Below are 16,127 nucleotides of genomic sequence, written 5' to 3' on the forward strand. Positions count from 1 at the left end.
GGCGGCAATCAGCGGGAAGTCAAGTCGGAAGACGATGCTGCATCGACGGCCGTCTTGTTTTCCGCTGGGAGTTTATAGCGTCGCCGCAGCGAGATTGCCAAAATTACGACCAGGGTTGCCGCAAGGCCATACCAGGTGACGGCATATTGCAAGTGGCTGTTGGGCAGATCGATGATCGTGACCCCGCCGACCGGCGCACCACCCGGGTTGGGCGTCTTGTCGGCGTCGATGAAGAAGGGCACGAGCTTTTCCTTGCCGATCCCCGACTGCGAGGCCATAGTCGCGAGGTCTTTCCAGTAATAGATATTGGCGGAAAGATCATTGTCCGGAACAAGCGAGGACGGCTTGGCATCCAGCGGGTTGCGGGCAAGGCCGGTTATCGTCACCCGACCCTCGACCTCGCCCGCTGGGCGCGTTGCCGGTTCCTTCCGGTCGTAGGGCACGAAGCCGCGATTGACGAAAACCGTGCGGCCATCATCAAGCAGCAGCGGCGTATAAACGTAAAAGCCGGAATAACCCTCGTAGGTCGCGAAGAAATGCCGCTCCTTGTCGTTCAGCAGCCGGCCGGCAACCTTGACGGTGCGGTAATCCACATCCTGACCTTCGTTCCAGATCTTTTCGATTTCGGCGAGCGGAACTGGTGCGGCATGGGTCCGCGCTTCGATCTCCGCAAGGAGACCTTCCTTCCAGTAGAGCCGTTCGACCTGCCACGTGCCGAGCGCCATGAGAATTGCGAAGAGCACTGCGCCAAGGATAAGCGTGATCCAGGGAAATCTTGGGCGGTCCGCCGTTACGTATATCTTACTCATGAGCGGCCGGGCGGTCGAGCCGTCCCTCGGCAGCCTTGTGCTTGTACTGGAGGGCGATGAGAATGCCCTTCATCCAGCGGAGCGTGGCGAGACAAAGCACGAGTGCGAGCGGTATCCATAGGATGAAATGGACCCAGAGCGGCGGGTCGATATTGACCTCCATCCATAGGGCAAGGCCAACCACGATGAAGCCGATCAGCAGCATGACCAGCACGGCCGGCCCCTCGCCCGTATCGATGAACGAATAATCGAGACCGCAATTGGTGCATCGCGGCGCGGGCTTCACAAATCCATCGAACAATTTGCCCTGGCCGCAGCGCGGGCATTTGGCCTTGATGCCGGCCACGATCGGATCGACGGGCGGGTAAAGGGCTGTGTCTTCGTTCATTGAAATCTGCGCTCGAAGGATTGTTTCAGTTGGCGTTGTGATCGGGACAAGCGTCGAGATTAAGGCCGCGTGCGATTAGTGACGCCGTTTGGTTGATCTGTCCAGCAGCCAAGTTGAAGCACATCCCAAAGAAAAGGGCGGGCCATGTCACCATGCCCGCCCTTCACGTCTCGATAGATGCCGCTTATTCGACGGCCATCGGTGCGCCCCAACCGGCCCATACATAGATGGAGAAGAAGAGGAACAGCCAGACGACGTCAACGAAGTGCCAATACCAGGCTGCAGCTTCGAAGCCGAAATGCTTCTGCGGGGTGAAGTCGCCGCGGATCGAGCGCAACAGGCAGACCGCCAGGAAGATGGTGCCGATGATCACGTGGAAACCATGGAAGCCGGTCGCCATGAAGAAGGTCGCGCCGTAGATCGAATCCTTGAAGGCGAACGGTGCGTGCACATACTCGTAGCCCTGCACGAAGGTGAACAGCATGCCGAGCAGAACTGTCAGGGTGAGGCCCGTGATGAGGCCCTTGCGGTCATTGTGGATGAGCGCGTGGTGCGCCCAGGTAACGGTCGTTCCCGAGAGCAGCAGGATGATCGTGTTGTAGAGCGGCAGATGCAGCGGATCGATCACCTCGATGCCCTTGGGCGGCCAGATGCCACCGGTAAAGGCGGTACGGGCAACCTGCTCGACCTCGCCCGGGAACAGGCTTGCGTCGAAGAAAGCCCAGAACCAGGCAACGAAGAACATCACCTCCGAGGCGATGAACATGATCATGCCGTAGCGCAGGTGCAGCTGGACAACGCGGGTATGATGGCCCTGCTTGCTCTCCTTGATCGTGTCCGACCACCAGCCGTACATCGTGTAAAGGATGATCACCAGACCGATGAGGAAAATCCAGGGGCTTGTCAGGTTGGCCCTGAACAGCACGAGTTCACCGCCGGCGTGGTAGCGCATGAATGCGATACCGCCGAGGGCCAGGACGAAGGCACCGACCGATCCGAGGAACGGCCACGGACTTGGATCGATGATGTGGTAGTCGTGATGTTTCTGGTGTGCTTCGGCCATTCTAACCCCCGCAATTTCTGTTCATCTGTAAGACACCGGCCAGAGCCGGCGCAAGTTCAAAGCTGTCCTGACCCGTTCTCTTTCTTGACATCGGTGTTGGCGGCAAGCGGGGCCGGCATTGCGATGGGGAAGAACGTGTAGGACAGGGTGATGGTATTGACGCCCTTCAGTTCGGGCGCGTTGACAATGTCCGGATCGACGAAGAAGACGACCGGCATTTCAAGGTCTTCGCCAGGCTTGAGCACCGTATCGGTGAAGCAGAAGCACTCGACCTTGTTGAAATAGGCGCCGGCGGCCTGCGGCGTAACGTTGAAAGCCGCGCGTCCGGCCGTCGGCTTGTCCGCGATGCTCTTTGCCTCGTACTTGATCAACGAAGTCTCACCGATCTTCATCGTGACTTCGCGCTGCACGGGCTCAAATTTCCACGGCAGGGCGCCGGAGGTGTTCGCATCGAAGCGGACCGTGATCGTCTTGTCGAGAATCGTGTCGGACATCTGTTCGACTCGTTGCGTCGTCCCGCCATAGCCGGTCACCTGGCAAAACATGGCGTAGAGCGGAACCGCTGCAAAGGCCATGCCAACCATGCCGAAGAAGAAAGCAAGGCACGAAATCGCGATCGTGCGATCCGAAACCTTTCGCTTCCGCCCGGTTGGCGCATCTGCGCTCTTTACGGTTTCCTCAGACATTGAACCACTCATTACATCGGCCGAATCAGGATGTTGGCGCCGAGCTTCGCCCAGGTGCCGACATAGACGATGATGACAAAAGCAGCGAGCGCCAGCGCAAGTGCGATAGAACGGCTGCGCTGCGCTTTCTTCTGCTTGTCGGTTAGGGTCACGCGATCGTTGCTCATATCAGGCCTGCCAATAGTAGTGCTTTGCGCACGAGAATTTCGCCGAGAAGGACAGCATAGATTCCGAAGAGATAGAGGATGGAGAAGGCGAACATCTTCTTTGCCGGCTTGATCATGTCCTTGCCCACCGGCGCCCGCCATACCCGCCAGGCATAGACGATGAAAGCGACGCCCATGGCCGCGGCGAAAAGGCCGTAGGCCGGGCCGGCGAAGCCCATGATCCATGGCAGAACCGCAACGGGCGCAACGAGGAGCGTATAGAGAAAAATCTGGAACTTGGTCGATGCCGGACCCATCACATTCGGCATCATCGGGATCTTCGCTTTTTCATAGTCGTCCGACATGAACAGCGACAGCGCCCAGAAATGCGGCGGCGTCCACAAAAAGATGATCATGAACAGCACGATGCTTTCCATGCTCACCGAATTGGTAACGCAAGCCCAGCCGATCATGGGCGGGAATGAACCGGCGGCGCCGCCGATAACGATGTTCTGCGGCGTCGAACGCTTCAGCCACATCGTATAGACGACCGCATAGAAGAATATCGTAAAGGCCAGCAGGAGTGCCGAAAGCACATTGACGAAAAGGCCGAGCGTGACGACCGAAAATGCGGAGAGCAACAGGCCGAAGGTCAGCACTTCCTCGCGGCTGATACGCCCGGCGGGAATCGGCCGCTTGGCCGTGCGCTTCATCATGGCATCGATATCAGCGTCGTACCACATGTTGAGCGCGCCCGAGGCGCCTGCCCCGACGGCGATACAAAGAATGGCTATGCCCGCAAGGACCGGATTGATATGTCCCGGCGCCGCCAGCAAGCCGACAAGCGCGGTGAAGACCACGAGCGACATAACCCGCGGCTTGAGCAGCACGACATAATCCGACGCACTGGCCTCCGAAAGGCCGATGCTCGTATCCATGCTCGCGTTTTTCTCAACCAATGCCATTTGTTCGTTCTTGCTGCAGTCCGATAGATTGTCGTCAGGGCCATCCGGACCACTACCATGAATGGTCCGGACAGCCATTGTCTTACTTGATACGCGGGAGCTGTTCCCACTGATGGAACGGCGGCGGCGAAGAAAGCTGCCATTCCAGCGTGGTCGCACCGACGCCCCAAGGGTTTGCCCCTGCCTCACGCTTCTTGGCAAAAGCCTCGAAGACACCGAAGAGGAAGATCAGCACGGCAACACCGGAAATGTACGAACCGATCGACGATACTTCGTTCCAGCCGGCAAAGGCGACCGGATAGTCGATGTAGCGGCGCGGCATGCCGGCAAGGCCGAGGAAGTGCTGCGGGAAGAACACGAGGTTGACGCCGATGAACATCACCCAGAAGTGCGTGTTGGCGATCGCGTGGTTGTACATGTAGCCCGTCATCTTCGGGAACCAGTAGTACCAGCCGGCGAAGATACCGAACACGGCGCCGAGCGAAAGCACGTAGTGGAAGTGTGCGATCACGTAGTAGGTGTCGTGCATGGCGCGGTCGAGACCGGCATTGGCGAGCTGGACGCCCGTCACGCCGCCAATGGTGAAGAGGAAGATGAACCCGATCGCCCAGATCATCGGCGGCTTGAATTCGATCGAGCCGCCCCACATCGTTGCGATCCACGAGAAGATCTTCACGCCCGTCGGCACGGCGATGACCATCGTCGCGAAGACGAAGTAACGCTGGGTCTCGAGCGAGAGACCCACGGTGTACATGTGGTGCGCCCAGACGATGAAGCCGACGACGCCGATGGCAACCATTGCGTAGGCCATGCCGAGGTAGCCGAAGATAGGCTTCTTCGAGAAGGTCGAGACAATGTGGCTGATGATGCCGAAGGCCGGCAGGATCATGATGTAAACTTCCGGATGACCGAAGAACCAGAACAGATGCTGGAACAGCAGCGGATCGCCGCCGCCTTCAGGCGAGAAGAAGGTCGTGCCGAAATTGCGGTCGGTCAGAAGCATGGTGATGCCGCCAGCCAGAACCGGCAGAGCCAGGAGCAGCAGGAAGGCGGTAATCAGCACCGACCAGGCAAAGAGCGGCATCTTGTGCAACGTCATGCCCGGAGCGCGCATGTTAAAGATCGTGGTGATGAAATTGATCGCGCCGAGGATCGACGACGCACCGGCGATATGCAGCGAAAGGATCGCGAAATCCATCGCCGGCCCGGGCTGTCCCGTGGTCGAATAGGGCGGATAGATCGTCCAGCCGCCACCGGTGCCGTAGCCGCCGGCAGGACCCGGAACGAACATCGACAGGATGAGGAGCAGGAGCGCTGGCGGGAGCAGCCAGAACGAGATGTTGTTCATGCGCGGGAACGCCATGTCCGGCGCACCGATCATGATCGGCACCATCCAGTTGGCAAAGCCGCCGATGAGCGCCGGCATGACCATGAAGAAGATCATGATAAGGCCGTGCGCCGTCGAGAAGACGTTGTACATCTGCTTGGCGCCATCGATGGCGGCGTCGCCTTCATAGCCATAGACCATGGACGCAAGGCCATGGAAAATCTGGATGCCGGGCTGTTGCAGCTCGGCGCGCATGGCGATCGAAAGAGAACCGCCAATGAGACCGGCCACGATCGCGAAGATCAGATACAGCGTACCGATATCCTTGTGGTTGGTCGAATAAACCCAACGCGTCCAGCCTGTCGGCTTGTGAGCGTCGTGGGCTTCGTGAGCTGCAGAACCTGCCATCAAAGTGCTCCCGTTCCTAATCTAGTGCGTCAGCCAGCTCAGTTGCCGGCGACGTTCACGTTCTTGTCTGCATCGATTTTCGCGGTCAACGCCTTGTATGCGCCCGGAAGATCCTTTCCGGCAGCGGCGAACCACGTATCGTATTGTTGCTGCGAGACCACATGGATCGCAATCGGCATGTAGGCATGGTCCTTGCCGCAAATCTGCGAGCATTGACCGTAGTAGAGGCCTTCCTTTTCCGCCTTGAACCAGGTCTCGTTGCTGCGGCCGGTGACGGCATCCATCTTCACGCCGAAGGCCGGCATGGAGAAGGAATGGATCACGTCGGCGCCGGTGACGAGAAGGCGGACCGTGGTATTGACCGGCACGACCATCTCGTTGTCGACGGCGAGGAGATATGGGAAAGCTTCGCGATCTTCCTTGCCGAGGGTAGGGCGGTCGGCATCCTTCAGAAGCACCGAATCGAACGAAACCGGCGCCTCACCGGCCTGATATTCATAGCCCCAATACCACTGGTAGCCGGTCGCCTTGATCGTCAGCTTGGGCTCTTCTGGAGAATATTGGGCTGTCAGGAGCTGGAAAGAGGGAATTGCCAGGAAAAGCAGGATGACGACTGGTCCAACCGTCCACACGATCTCGACGGCCGTGTTGTGGCTGGTCTTCGAGGGAACCGGATTGGCGCTCGCACGATAGCGAATCATGACCCAGGCCAGAAGCACCATCACGAACAGCGTAATCGGGACGATAAACCATAAAGTATAGCGCTCGAACCAGACGATCTGCTCCATGATGCCGGTAGCAGCGGGTTGGAACGTCATCTGCCAGGGCTCGGGCTTTGCTGCATGAGCAGCTGTTCCAGCACCGAGCAGGCCACCCAGGACACCCATCAGCGTGACAAAATTCTTCTTCACCTAGAAATCTCCCGAATGAAGCTTTGATTCCATACGATAACACCGGGCGCAGGAAGGCCCGGTCATATGCCGCGTTCAAACCACACATTAGCTTACATCGCAAGGAAGGCGAACGTGATCTCATGCGGCATTTTTGCGCGCAGCTTTCCATTGCGGAGGCACACGGCGGCTTGAACGGGCATGTTTTTTCGCATCCGCCGCGTTTTTGCTGCCCAAGGCATAAAAGGGCTCACAATCCGGCCATTATTGCATTACACGACACATTGATGGCCGCTCTATGCTGGGGAGTGTTGGTGCGGCATTCTTTTCATCTTCGACGGGTAGGTTTAACGTCTGGATGATTCGTTTTGGAGCCTATATGTCGTTTTTTCCGCTACGCAGCATCGCCATCGGCCTGCTTACCCTGTCGTTGACCGCCCTTGCGGGCACTGCCATGGCAGCGCAGCAGAGCGGTACGGTCAAATCCACGCACGGAGCATGGTCGATCCTTTGCGATACGCCCGCAGGCGCCAAATCCGAACAGTGCGCTCTCATACAGAATGTCGTCGCCGCCGACCGGCCCGAAATGGGCCTCTCCGTCGTCGTGCTGAAGACTGCGGACAACAAGGCTAAAATCCTGCGGGTGCTCGCGCCCCTCGGCGTCCTCTTGCCCAACGGGCTCGGCCTCAATGTCGATGGCAAGGACATCGGCCGCGCCTATTTCGTGCGCTGCTTCGAAGATGGCTGTTATGCGGAAGTCATACTCGAAGACCAACTGGTCCAGACATTGAAGACCGGCAAGGCCGCAACCTTCATTGTATTCCAGACGCCCGAGGAAGGCATCGGCATTCCCGTCGAGCTCAACGGGTTTGGCGAAGGCTTCGACGCCCTTCCATAGACGGCTCATATCAACAAACACGCGCGTCTTGTACTTGTCGTGGGCCGATGAATGGCCTACATGCCGTTCATGTATTTTGAAACGGACGTTTTATTATGAAAAGCCTTATCGACAGTTTTGATGTGCCCCGTGAAAAAGTCCTTGAAACGGTCAAGAAAAGCCTTGCCGGCGCCGACGATGGCGAACTGTTTCTCGAGTACAGAGAATCGGAAGGCCTTGTCTTCGACAATGGCCGCCTGAAGAACGGGTCTTTCAATCAGGATCAGGGCTTTGGCCTGCGCGCCGTTGCTGGTGAAGGCGTCGGCTATGCTCACGCGGGCGAGTTGTCGCTTGGTGCCCTGAAGCGCGCCGCGGATGCCGCATCCGCGATCCGTACCGGCTATGCCGGCACCTATACCGCTGCCCCACCCGGAACCAATCGCAGCCTCTATAGCGACGAAAATCCGCTCGGGTCGCCGACATTCGAGGCGAAAGTCAAGTTGCTGCAGGAGATCGACGCCTACCTTCGCGACAAGGATCCCAAGGTTCGACAGGTCTCGGTCTCGCTCGCTGGGTCGTGGCAGCAGGTCGAGATTTTGCGCGCCGACGGCCATTTCGTGCGCGACATACGCCCGATGGTCCGCCTCAACGTCAGTGTCGTCGTCGGTGAAGGTGACCGCCAGGAAAGCGGATCGTTCGGCACCGGCGGCCGCAAAGGTTTTGGCGAGTTCATCGCGACCGACAAATGGCATCACGCCGCGGACGAAGCACTGCGACAGGCGCTCGTTAATCTCGAAGCCATCCCCGCCCCCGCCGGCACCATGGATATCGTGCTTTCGAGTGGTTGGCCCGGCGTCATGCTGCATGAAGCTGTCGGCCATGGCCTTGAAGGCGATTTCAATCGCAAGAAGACGTCCGCCTTTGCCGGACTGCTCGGACAGCGGGTCGCCTCCAAGGGCGTCACCGTGGTCGATGACGGGACCATTGCGGAACGGCGCGGATCGTTGACGATCGACGACGAGGGCATGCCGACCAACAAGACGGTGCTGATCGAAGACGGCATTCTCGTCGGCTACATGCAGGACCGGCAGAACGCCCGTCTCATGGGCATGCAACCGACCGGCAATGGCCGGCGCGAATCCTACGCGCACGTGCCGATGCCACGCATGACCAACACCTATATGCTCGACGGCGACAAGACGCCCGAGGAAATCATCGCTTCGGTCAAGAAGGGTATCTACGCCGTCTCGTTCGGCGGCGGTCAGGTGGATATCACCTCCGGCAAATTCGTCTTCGGTTGCACCGAGGCCTATCTGATCGAGAATGGCAAGGTCGGTGCGCCGATCAAGGGCGCCATGCTGATCGGCAACGGGCCGGACGCAATGCAGCGCATCTCGATGATCGGCAATGACCTGCAGCTTGATACCGGGATGGGTATGTGCGGCAAGGCGGGGCAGTCGGTACCCGTCGGCGTCGGCCAACCGCATCTGCGCATGGACCAGATGACGGTCGGCGGCACCTCGGTTTAACCGGCCTTTATCGCCTAGGTGTAAACAGGCAAGTTTCACCCCTCTGTCCGGCAGGACAGAGGGGTGCCTCCAATTCAAGCCTCTATTTCTTGCTCAACAGCGCCACGGCCTCGACATGGGGTGACCAAAGAAACTGATCGATCGGGATCACGCGGTCGATCCGGTAGCCGCCCTTGACGAGAATACTCAAGTCTCGTGCCAGCGTGACGGGATTGCATGACACCGCCGCGACTTTCGGCACGGTGGATTTGGCAATCTCGATCGATTGCGCTTCGGCGCCGGCACGCGGCGGATCGAAAACAAGTCCGTTGAAGGGCGCGAGTTCACGCGCAAGAAACGGCCGGCGGAAGAGATCGCGGCGTTCGGCGGTCACCGGCTTCAGGCCCTGTACCTGGCGCACGCTACGGTCAAGCGCGGCCACCGCCGCTGCATCGCCCTCCACCGCATGCACCGCGGATTTCTCGGCAATCCGCAAGGCGAACGTGCCGGCACCCGCAAAAAGGTCGAGCGTCTTCTTGGCCTTGGCAAGATGGGCGGTCACCAGAGCTGCCATGGCGTTTTCTGCATCGACTGTCGCCTGCAGGAAGCCGCCGGCTGGCAAAAATACCGGCACCCTGCCAAATTGAACCATGGGCCTGCGCGGTTCAACGATGATTTCGCCTTCATAGGTCAAGCGGGCAAAGCCCTTCTTCAGCACCAGCGCCGTTAGGGCCTGGCGCTTTGCGGCGTCCGGGGCCTGGCAGCCCGAGACCATGATGTCGAGACCCGAGGCTGTTGCCGTCACGGTCAATCGAAACGGCTTCATCCCCCCACCGACAACCGCAACGAGATCGCGCAGGTCATCGAGGCGCGACACGATATCGGGCAGGGTCACCGGGCATTCCGAAATGTCGATGAGATCATGGCTGAGATGGCGATTGAAGCCTAGAACGGCGCCGTGATCGCTCGTGCGAGCCGCAAACACCACCCGGCGGCGGGTCTGCGGCATGCAGGGCACCAGCGGCTCGAGTTCGAAAACAAGCCCCCTTCCCGCGAGGGCTTCCTGAACCAGCGAGCGCTTCCACACCCGATAGGGTTCATCCTGCCAATGTTGCAGCGCGCAGCCGCCGCACTCTTCGAAGTGGCGGCAGGCAGGAGCGATGCGCTCCGGCGAGGCTTCGAGGAGAGCCATGAGCGTGCCCCGGCCATTGTCGAGCGCGATATTGGCGGTCTCGCCCGGAAGTGAGAACGGAACGTAGGCGATCCCGGATGCCGTCGAGGCGATGCCGTCGCCGCCCGCTCCCATCTTCTCGATTGTAACGCGTGTACTCATCAAACTTTTCTTTTCAATCCGGCGAGAAGATACTCGCGGTTGCCGTCGCCGCCTTCGATCGGCGAAGGACAAAGTCCGAGCGCGTTCCAGTCCGGCATTGCATCGAGCCATTTCCTTAGATCATCCGCCACCCGTTCGCCATCCTTCGGATTGCGCAAAATTCCGCCCTTGCCGATGGCCTCGCGCCCGGCTTCGAATTGCGGCTTGACGAGAAGGACGCAGTGCGACCCGGGTTCGGCCAGATCGAGGGCTGGCGACAATGCAAGTTTCAGCGAGATGAAACTGACGTCGGAGACGACGAGATCGGCCTTCAGACCGCCAAGATGGTCTCGGGTCAGTTCCCGCGCATTGAGCGATTCAAGATTGGTTATCCGCGGGTCGCCGCGCAGCCGCTCATGCAACTGTCCGTGCCCTACGTCGACAGCTATGACATGGGCCGCGCCGCGTTCAATCAGCACTTGCGTGAAGCCGCCGGTCGAAGCGCCGATATCCAGGGCTGCTCGCCCAGCAATGGGAATGTCGAAATGGTCGAGGCCGGCAATGAGCTTGAGCGCAGCGCGGGAAACGTAGGCGCTGGCGGGGTCGTCAACGAGGATGATGGCGGCTGCGCCAATCACCGCGCCCGGCTTGGTGACGACGGCACCATCCACTTTGACAGTCCCACGCACGATCGCATCGCGGGCGCGCGAGCGACTGGCAAAGAAGTCTCGTTCAACCAGAAGCTGGTCAAGCCGCATTGTCACGCGCGTGCTGGCGCAACCAGTTGATCGCGTCCGAGCGCATTGAATACGGCCTGTACAATACCGGCGCTGTCGAGCCCGGCGCGCGCATACATGGCTTCGGGCTTGGCGTGATCCTGGTAGGCGTCCGGCAGGGTCAGCACGCGGACGCGCAGGCCATGGTCGAGAAGCCCGTCGCGGCTGAGGAAATGCAGCACGTGCGAGGCGAAGCCGCCGACCGCGCCTTCCTCGACGGTGACGAGAACCTCGTGTTCGCGCGCGAGGCGGCGAATGAGGTCCTCGTCGAGCGGCTTGGCGAACCGTGCATCGGCGACCGTGGTGGAAAGACCGGCGGCGTCGAGTTCATCGGCGGCAACGAGGCACTCCTGCAAGCGCGTTCCGAACGACAGCAGCGCGACCTTGGCGCCCTCGCGGACAATGCGTCCCTTGCCGATCTCGAGGATCGCTCCACGCTCCGGCAGGTCGACGCCGATGCCATCGCCGCGCGGGTAGCGGAAGGAAATCGGACCTTCATCGTAAGCGGCGGCCGTTCGGACCATATGGCGAAGTTCGGCCTCGTCCGATGCGGCCATGACAACAAAACCCGGCAAGGCAGCAAGAAAGCCGGTGTCGAACGAGCCGGCGTGCGTTGCGCCGTCGGCGCCGACAAGTCCAGCGCGGTCGATCGGAAAGCGTACGGGCAAGTTCTGCAACGACACGTCATGGACGACCTGATCGTAGCCGCGCTGCAGGAAGGTCGAATAGATGGCGGCGAAGGGCTTGTATCCTTCGCTCGCCATGCCGGCCGCAAAAGTTACCGCATGCTGTTCGGCAATGCCGACGTCAAACGTGCGCTGCGGAAATACTTCCCCGAAGAGATCGAGACCGGTTCCGCCCGGCATCGCCGCCGTGACAGCGACGATCCTGTCGTCATGGCGCGCTTCCTCAATAAGGCTCGTCGCGAAGACCTTCGTGTAACTCGGTGCGTTTGCAGGCGGTTTTGCCTGCGCGCCGGTGATCACGTCGAACTTGTTGACGCCATGATATTTGTCGGCTGCCGCCTCGGCAGGGGCATAGCCCTTGCCCTTTTGTGTGACGACGTGGATCAAGACAGGACCGTCCATCGTGTCTCGCACGTTCTTCAGAACCGGAAGCAGATGATCGAGCTTATGGCCATCGATCGGGCCGACATAATAGAAGCCGAGCTCCTCGAACATGGTGCCGCCAGTCCAGAATCCGCGCGCATATTCTTCCGAAAGCCGCGCCTTTTCCTGCAGGAATTTTGGCAGTTTCTTCGCCAACTGTTTTGCCGTCTCGCGAAACGTGCGATAGGCCCGGCCGGAAACGAGGCGCGCAAGATAGGCGCTCATTGCGCCGGTCGGCGGCGCAATCGACATGTCGTTGTCGTTGAGAATGACCACGAGCCGCGCATCGAGCGCGCCGGCATTGTTCATCGCCTCGTAGGCCATGCCCGCCGACATGGCACCATCGCCGATGACGGAGACGACATTGCGCCTCGTTCCGGCGAGGTCGCTGGCGACAGCCATGCCGAGCCCGGCGGAAATCGAGGTGGACGAATGGGCAGCGCCGAATGGATCGTATTCACTTTCGCTCCGCCTGGTGAAACCGGAAAGCCCGCCCTCCTGGCGCAAGGTCCGGATGCGGTCGCGCCGACCGGTCAGGATCTTGTGCGGATAGGCCTGATGGCCGACATCCCAGATGATACGGTCGTGAGGCGTGTTGAAGACATGGTGGAGCGCAATGGTGAGCTCGACGACGCCGAGGCCCGCGCCAAGATGACCACCGGTCGTCGACACCGCATCGATAAGCTCGGTGCGCAGCTCAGAAGCGAGTTGCGGCAGGTCCGACTCCGGTAGCGCGCGCAGGTCCGAGGGGATCTTGACGCGGTCGAGCAGCGGTGTGTCAAAATTCTTGGCCAAGGTGCGAGGCTCCGTTTAAAAAGTCAGGCGTTCCTAGAGTAAATCGACCTGTGCGGCAAGGAGCCGGGCCTTTGCCCTACCCCTCCGGCAGGGGAATGAATTCTTCTTCGTCGCCAGGGACGATATCGAAGCGGCCGCTGCGCCACTCTTCCTTGGCCTGTTCGATACGCTCCTTGGACGACGAGACGAAATTCCACCAGATATAGCGCTGAGAGGGCAGAGCTGCGCCGCCAAAAAGCATGAAATGCGCGCCTTCCGGTGCACTGATGATGATTTCGTCGCCGCTGCGAAACGCTAGCAGGCGGTCGGCCGGGAATGTCTCGCCGGCGACCTCGACCGGGCCTTCCAGCGTATAGATCGCCCGCTCTTCGGCCGCTGTCCCCGGTATCTGGATGCGTTTTCCGGGTGCAAGGCGAATATCGACATAGAGCGTTTCGGCGTGCTGCTGTACCGCTGACTTGGCGCCGTGGAACGTTCCCATGACCACGCGCACGTCGACGCCGTTTTCGCTCATCGAAGGAAGCTCGGCGACGCCGGTATTGGCAAAGGCCGGGTCGATCTCTTCGAGATGGTCCGGCAAGGCGAGCCAGGTCTGCAGGCCAGAAATCGGCAGCGGCTCCTTGCGCAATTCTTCCGGCGACCGTTCCGAATGGACGATGCCGCGCCCCGCCGTCATCAGGTTCACGTCGCCTGGACGAATAACCATTTCGGTGCCGAGGCTGTCGCGATGGCGTATCTGGCCGTCGAAAAGGTAGGTCACTGTCGAGAGTCCAATATGGGGGTGCGGGCGCACGTCGATACCCTGGCTCGGACGCAGAATTGCCGGGCCCATGCGGTCGAAAAAAATGAAAGGGCCGACGAGCCGGCGCTTGGCAGTCGGCAGCGCGCGGCGCACTTCAAGATTGCCGATATCGCTGGTGCGAGGAATGATCAGCGTTTCGATGGCGTCGGCGGCCGTCCTGTCGCCGGGCTCGGGGTCATTGCCAGGGAAAAAGCTCATGGGCGCACTCCTTGGGTCACACCACGACCCGAATTGATACCAACCATAGAGTCCCGGCGCGCCGTTGAACAGCGTCGCTCAATTACTCGGGATCAAGCGGCTCGGTGCCGACCGGCTGTCCGTCACGGCCGAGGCGAATCTTTTCGACCTTGTCTTCGGCAACTTTCAGCAAGGCATCGCAATGTTTCTTCAGCGCTTCGCCGCGCTCGTAGATGCGAATCGACTGTTCGAGTGGCACGTCACCGCGCTCGAGGTCATCGACGATCTTCTCCAATTGGTCGAGCGCCTGTTCGAAGCTCATGGCAGCGATATCGGTATTGTTCGGGGCGTCTGCCATGGTCAACCTTCCATCAAGCGTTTGATATGCGCGCCCGCGGAGAGCGACATTCCCTTGAGGTCGTAGCCGCCTTCAAGAAGGCTGACAAGGCGATTTCCAGCAAAGCTCCCAGCTCTTTCCATGAGCATGGCGGTTGCCCAGTCGAAATCCTCTTCATCGAGGTTGATTTCGGCGAGCGGATCGCGGCGATGCGCGTCGAAGCCCGCCGAAATGATGATGAGTTCGGGCTGGAAAGTATCGAGCGCGGGCAGAATCCGCGTGGTGAACGCTTCGCGGAAATGGTCGCTGCCGGTCATCGGTGCAAGCGGCGCGTTGACGATATTGCCGGCGCCGGTTTCGGATTTCGCACCGGTGCCGGGATAGAGCGGCATCTGGTGCGTCGAACAATAGAGCACCGAGGGATCGTCCCAGAAAATTTCCTGGGTGCCGTTGCCGTGGTGGACGTCCCAATCGACAATCGCGACCCGTTCGACGCCGTGCGCCTTTTGCGCATGGCGTGCGGCAATCGCGGCATTGTTAAAAAGGCAAAAGCCCATGGCCTTGTTGCGCTCGGCGTGATGGCCGGGCGGGCGCGAGGCAACGAAGACATTGTCCGCCCGCTTAGCAAACACATCGTCGATGGCGGCGTTGGCCGCGCCGATCGCCGTCAAGGCCGCCTCCCAGCTTTTCGGGCTGACTGTCGTATCGGCATCGACGCGCGTCAGCCCCTCATCCGGTATCGTGCCGCGGACGCGCTCGATAAATTCCTGCGGATGCGCATAAAGGATCGTCGCCTCATCACCCATCGGCGCTTCGGCACGGTCCAGACCGTCAAAAGCGCTATCCTCCAGCACCTTGGCGAGCGCGCGCAGCCGGTCGGGACGCTCGGGGTGGCCCGGGAGCGTTAGGTGTTCGAGATAGATCGGATGCGTATAAAGGCGAGTAACCATGAAAACTTTCTGCGCTGCCAAAAGGGCATGACCATGACCAATTAGTTGCAGAGCGAATTTGCACCGGTCGGAGCAGCTTGTTCAAGGCGAAAGTGGACGGGTTGATACGAAAGTCGAATTGACGTGGCGTAGCGAACAACCCTCTCATAACAAGGTCCCGTCAATTGCGCGTGAACACATGACTACCATCTCCGATGTCAAGAAACTCGTCGCTCCCTTGCTCGAACGCCACCATGACCTCGCGCTCGTCAACCGTAAGCTGATAATCAAGTCGGTCCGACATGTCCTGCGATTTGTGTGCATAGACCGTCGGAGTGACCCGTTCACGTTTGCTGCCGATACAGCCGTGAACCTGTCGTTTTTGAACTTTGGCGGTTGGTCGCTGAGCGGTGGGCGAATGCTCTACATACCAGGACGGCTTTGGGACACGCGCGATCCGGAATCGCTGCAGCTTCTTCGCGATATGATCGAGTTCGAGGCGCTGCCTGAGTTGCGCGCCATCAATACGATCGACGATTTCGTTGCACACCGCTCGAATGACCCGGAGAATTCGCGGTATTTTTTCGCAAACCTCAACTGCTTGGCTGTCATCGCCATCGTCAAAGGCGATCTCGACAAGGCGGCATCGATCCTTGAGGCGGGCTTGGCCAGTGGCAAACAGGATTGCGTGCCCAAATATTATCCCCTGCTTCTCGCCCGCGACCAGCAAGGCCTCCTTGATTTCTTCCGCAGGCAGCAACTGAACTCGATCGCGGCGCTCAAACTCGAAAGCCGGCGCCCTTCCCGGTCGAGTTGCAGGGGC

17 protein-coding genes are annotated in these 16,127 nt (G+C 60.0%); 2 read left to right on the forward strand and 15 right to left on the reverse strand.

The annotated features are described in order from the left end of the window. Positions 1-8: 8 nt before the first annotated feature. From HQ945_RS03510 to coxB, 8 genes are all read right to left on the reverse strand, one after another. Positions 9-809 carry an SURF1 family protein gene (locus HQ945_RS03510; RefSeq protein ID WP_113281739.1) on the reverse strand — a complete coding sequence of 267 codons (801 nt, stop codon included), beginning with the start codon at positions 807-809 and terminating at the stop codon, positions 9-11. Beyond that, the gene (locus HQ945_RS03515) at positions 802-1,197 is read right to left on the reverse strand and encodes a DUF983 domain-containing protein (RefSeq protein WP_113281741.1); all 396 of its coding nucleotides are present in this window, start codon (positions 1,195-1,197) and stop codon (positions 802-804) included. Before HQ945_RS03515 ends, HQ945_RS03510 begins: the two co-directional genes overlap by 8 nt. Before the next feature lie 184 nt (positions 1,198-1,381). Then, on the reverse strand, positions 1,382-2,260 hold the full coding sequence (locus HQ945_RS03520) for a cytochrome c oxidase subunit 3 (RefSeq protein WP_091949950.1): 879 nt from the start codon (positions 2,258-2,260) through the stop codon (positions 1,382-1,384). 56 nt (positions 2,261-2,316) lie between these two features. Beyond that, positions 2,317-2,946: a cytochrome c oxidase assembly protein gene (locus HQ945_RS03525; RefSeq protein WP_228018977.1), complete on the reverse strand. Its 630-nt coding sequence runs from the start codon at positions 2,944-2,946 to the stop codon at positions 2,317-2,319. An 11-nt stretch (positions 2,947-2,957) separates the two neighbouring features. Further along, positions 2,958-3,113, reverse strand: a complete 156-nt coding sequence (locus tag HQ945_RS03530) for a hypothetical protein (RefSeq protein WP_027230073.1) — start codon at positions 3,111-3,113, stop codon at positions 2,958-2,960. Further along, positions 3,110-4,057 carry a heme o synthase gene (locus HQ945_RS03535; RefSeq protein WP_113281870.1) on the reverse strand — a complete coding sequence of 316 codons (948 nt, stop codon included), beginning with the start codon at positions 4,055-4,057 and terminating at the stop codon, positions 3,110-3,112. Before HQ945_RS03535 ends, HQ945_RS03530 begins: the two co-directional genes overlap by 4 nt. An 82-nt stretch (positions 4,058-4,139) precedes the next feature. Next, entirely contained in the window at positions 4,140-5,792 is a 1,653-nt protein-coding gene (gene ctaD, locus HQ945_RS03540) for a cytochrome c oxidase subunit I (protein WP_027230075.1), read from the reverse strand. 38 nt (positions 5,793-5,830) lie between these two features. Continuing rightward, complete coding sequence (gene coxB, locus HQ945_RS03545) at positions 5,831-6,679, reverse strand: cytochrome c oxidase subunit II (protein WP_036813808.1); 849 nt, start codon at positions 6,677-6,679, stop codon at positions 5,831-5,833. 382 nt (positions 6,680-7,061) lie between these two features. On the opposite strand from coxB, the gene HQ945_RS03550 reads away from it, so the two are divergent. Next, positions 7,062-7,580: an invasion associated locus B family protein gene (locus HQ945_RS03550; RefSeq protein WP_027230076.1), complete on the forward strand. Its 519-nt coding sequence runs from the start codon at positions 7,062-7,064 to the stop codon at positions 7,578-7,580. Between the two features lie 95 nt (positions 7,581-7,675). Then, complete coding sequence (tldD, locus tag HQ945_RS03555) at positions 7,676-9,088, forward strand: metalloprotease TldD (RefSeq protein ID WP_091919438.1); 1,413 nt, start codon at positions 7,676-7,678, stop codon at positions 9,086-9,088. 82 nt (positions 9,089-9,170) lie between these two features. Here tldD and HQ945_RS03560 read toward each other — a convergent pair whose 3' ends face one another. From HQ945_RS03560 to HQ945_RS03590, 7 genes are all read right to left on the reverse strand, one after another. Continuing rightward, on the reverse strand, positions 9,171-10,400 hold the full coding sequence (locus HQ945_RS03560; RefSeq protein WP_113281743.1) for a class I SAM-dependent RNA methyltransferase: 1,230 nt from the start codon (positions 10,398-10,400) through the stop codon (positions 9,171-9,173). Beyond that, on the reverse strand, positions 10,400-11,137 hold the full coding sequence (locus tag HQ945_RS03565) for a TlyA family RNA methyltransferase (RefSeq protein WP_113281745.1): 738 nt from the start codon (positions 11,135-11,137) through the stop codon (positions 10,400-10,402). Before HQ945_RS03565 ends, HQ945_RS03560 begins: the two co-directional genes overlap by 1 nt. A 2-nt stretch (positions 11,138-11,139) precedes the next feature. Further along, complete coding sequence (gene dxs / locus HQ945_RS03570) at positions 11,140-13,059, reverse strand: 1-deoxy-D-xylulose-5-phosphate synthase (RefSeq protein ID WP_091919444.1); 1,920 nt, start codon at positions 13,057-13,059, stop codon at positions 11,140-11,142. 76 nt (positions 13,060-13,135) lie between these two features. Continuing rightward, positions 13,136-14,059: a pirin family protein gene (locus HQ945_RS03575; RefSeq protein ID WP_113281747.1), complete on the reverse strand. Its 924-nt coding sequence runs from the start codon at positions 14,057-14,059 to the stop codon at positions 13,136-13,138. Between the two features lie 82 nt (positions 14,060-14,141). Continuing rightward, positions 14,142-14,396 (reverse strand): exodeoxyribonuclease VII small subunit, encoded by a 255-nt coding sequence (locus HQ945_RS03580; protein ID WP_027230082.1) that lies wholly within the window; start codon positions 14,394-14,396, stop codon positions 14,142-14,144. 2 nt (positions 14,397-14,398) lie between these two features. After that, positions 14,399-15,325 carry a histone deacetylase family protein gene (locus tag HQ945_RS03585; RefSeq protein WP_113281749.1) on the reverse strand — a complete coding sequence of 309 codons (927 nt, stop codon included), beginning with the start codon at positions 15,323-15,325 and terminating at the stop codon, positions 14,399-14,401. 160 nt (positions 15,326-15,485) lie between these two features. Then, positions 15,486-16,064, reverse strand: a complete 579-nt coding sequence (locus tag HQ945_RS03590; protein ID WP_174207662.1) for a hypothetical protein — start codon at positions 16,062-16,064, stop codon at positions 15,486-15,488. Positions 16,065-16,127: the final 63 nt, after the last annotated feature.

Source organism: Phyllobacterium pellucidum (genome assembly GCF_013327855.1).
GTDB lineage: Bacteria > Pseudomonadota > Alphaproteobacteria > Rhizobiales > Rhizobiaceae > Phyllobacterium > Phyllobacterium pellucidum.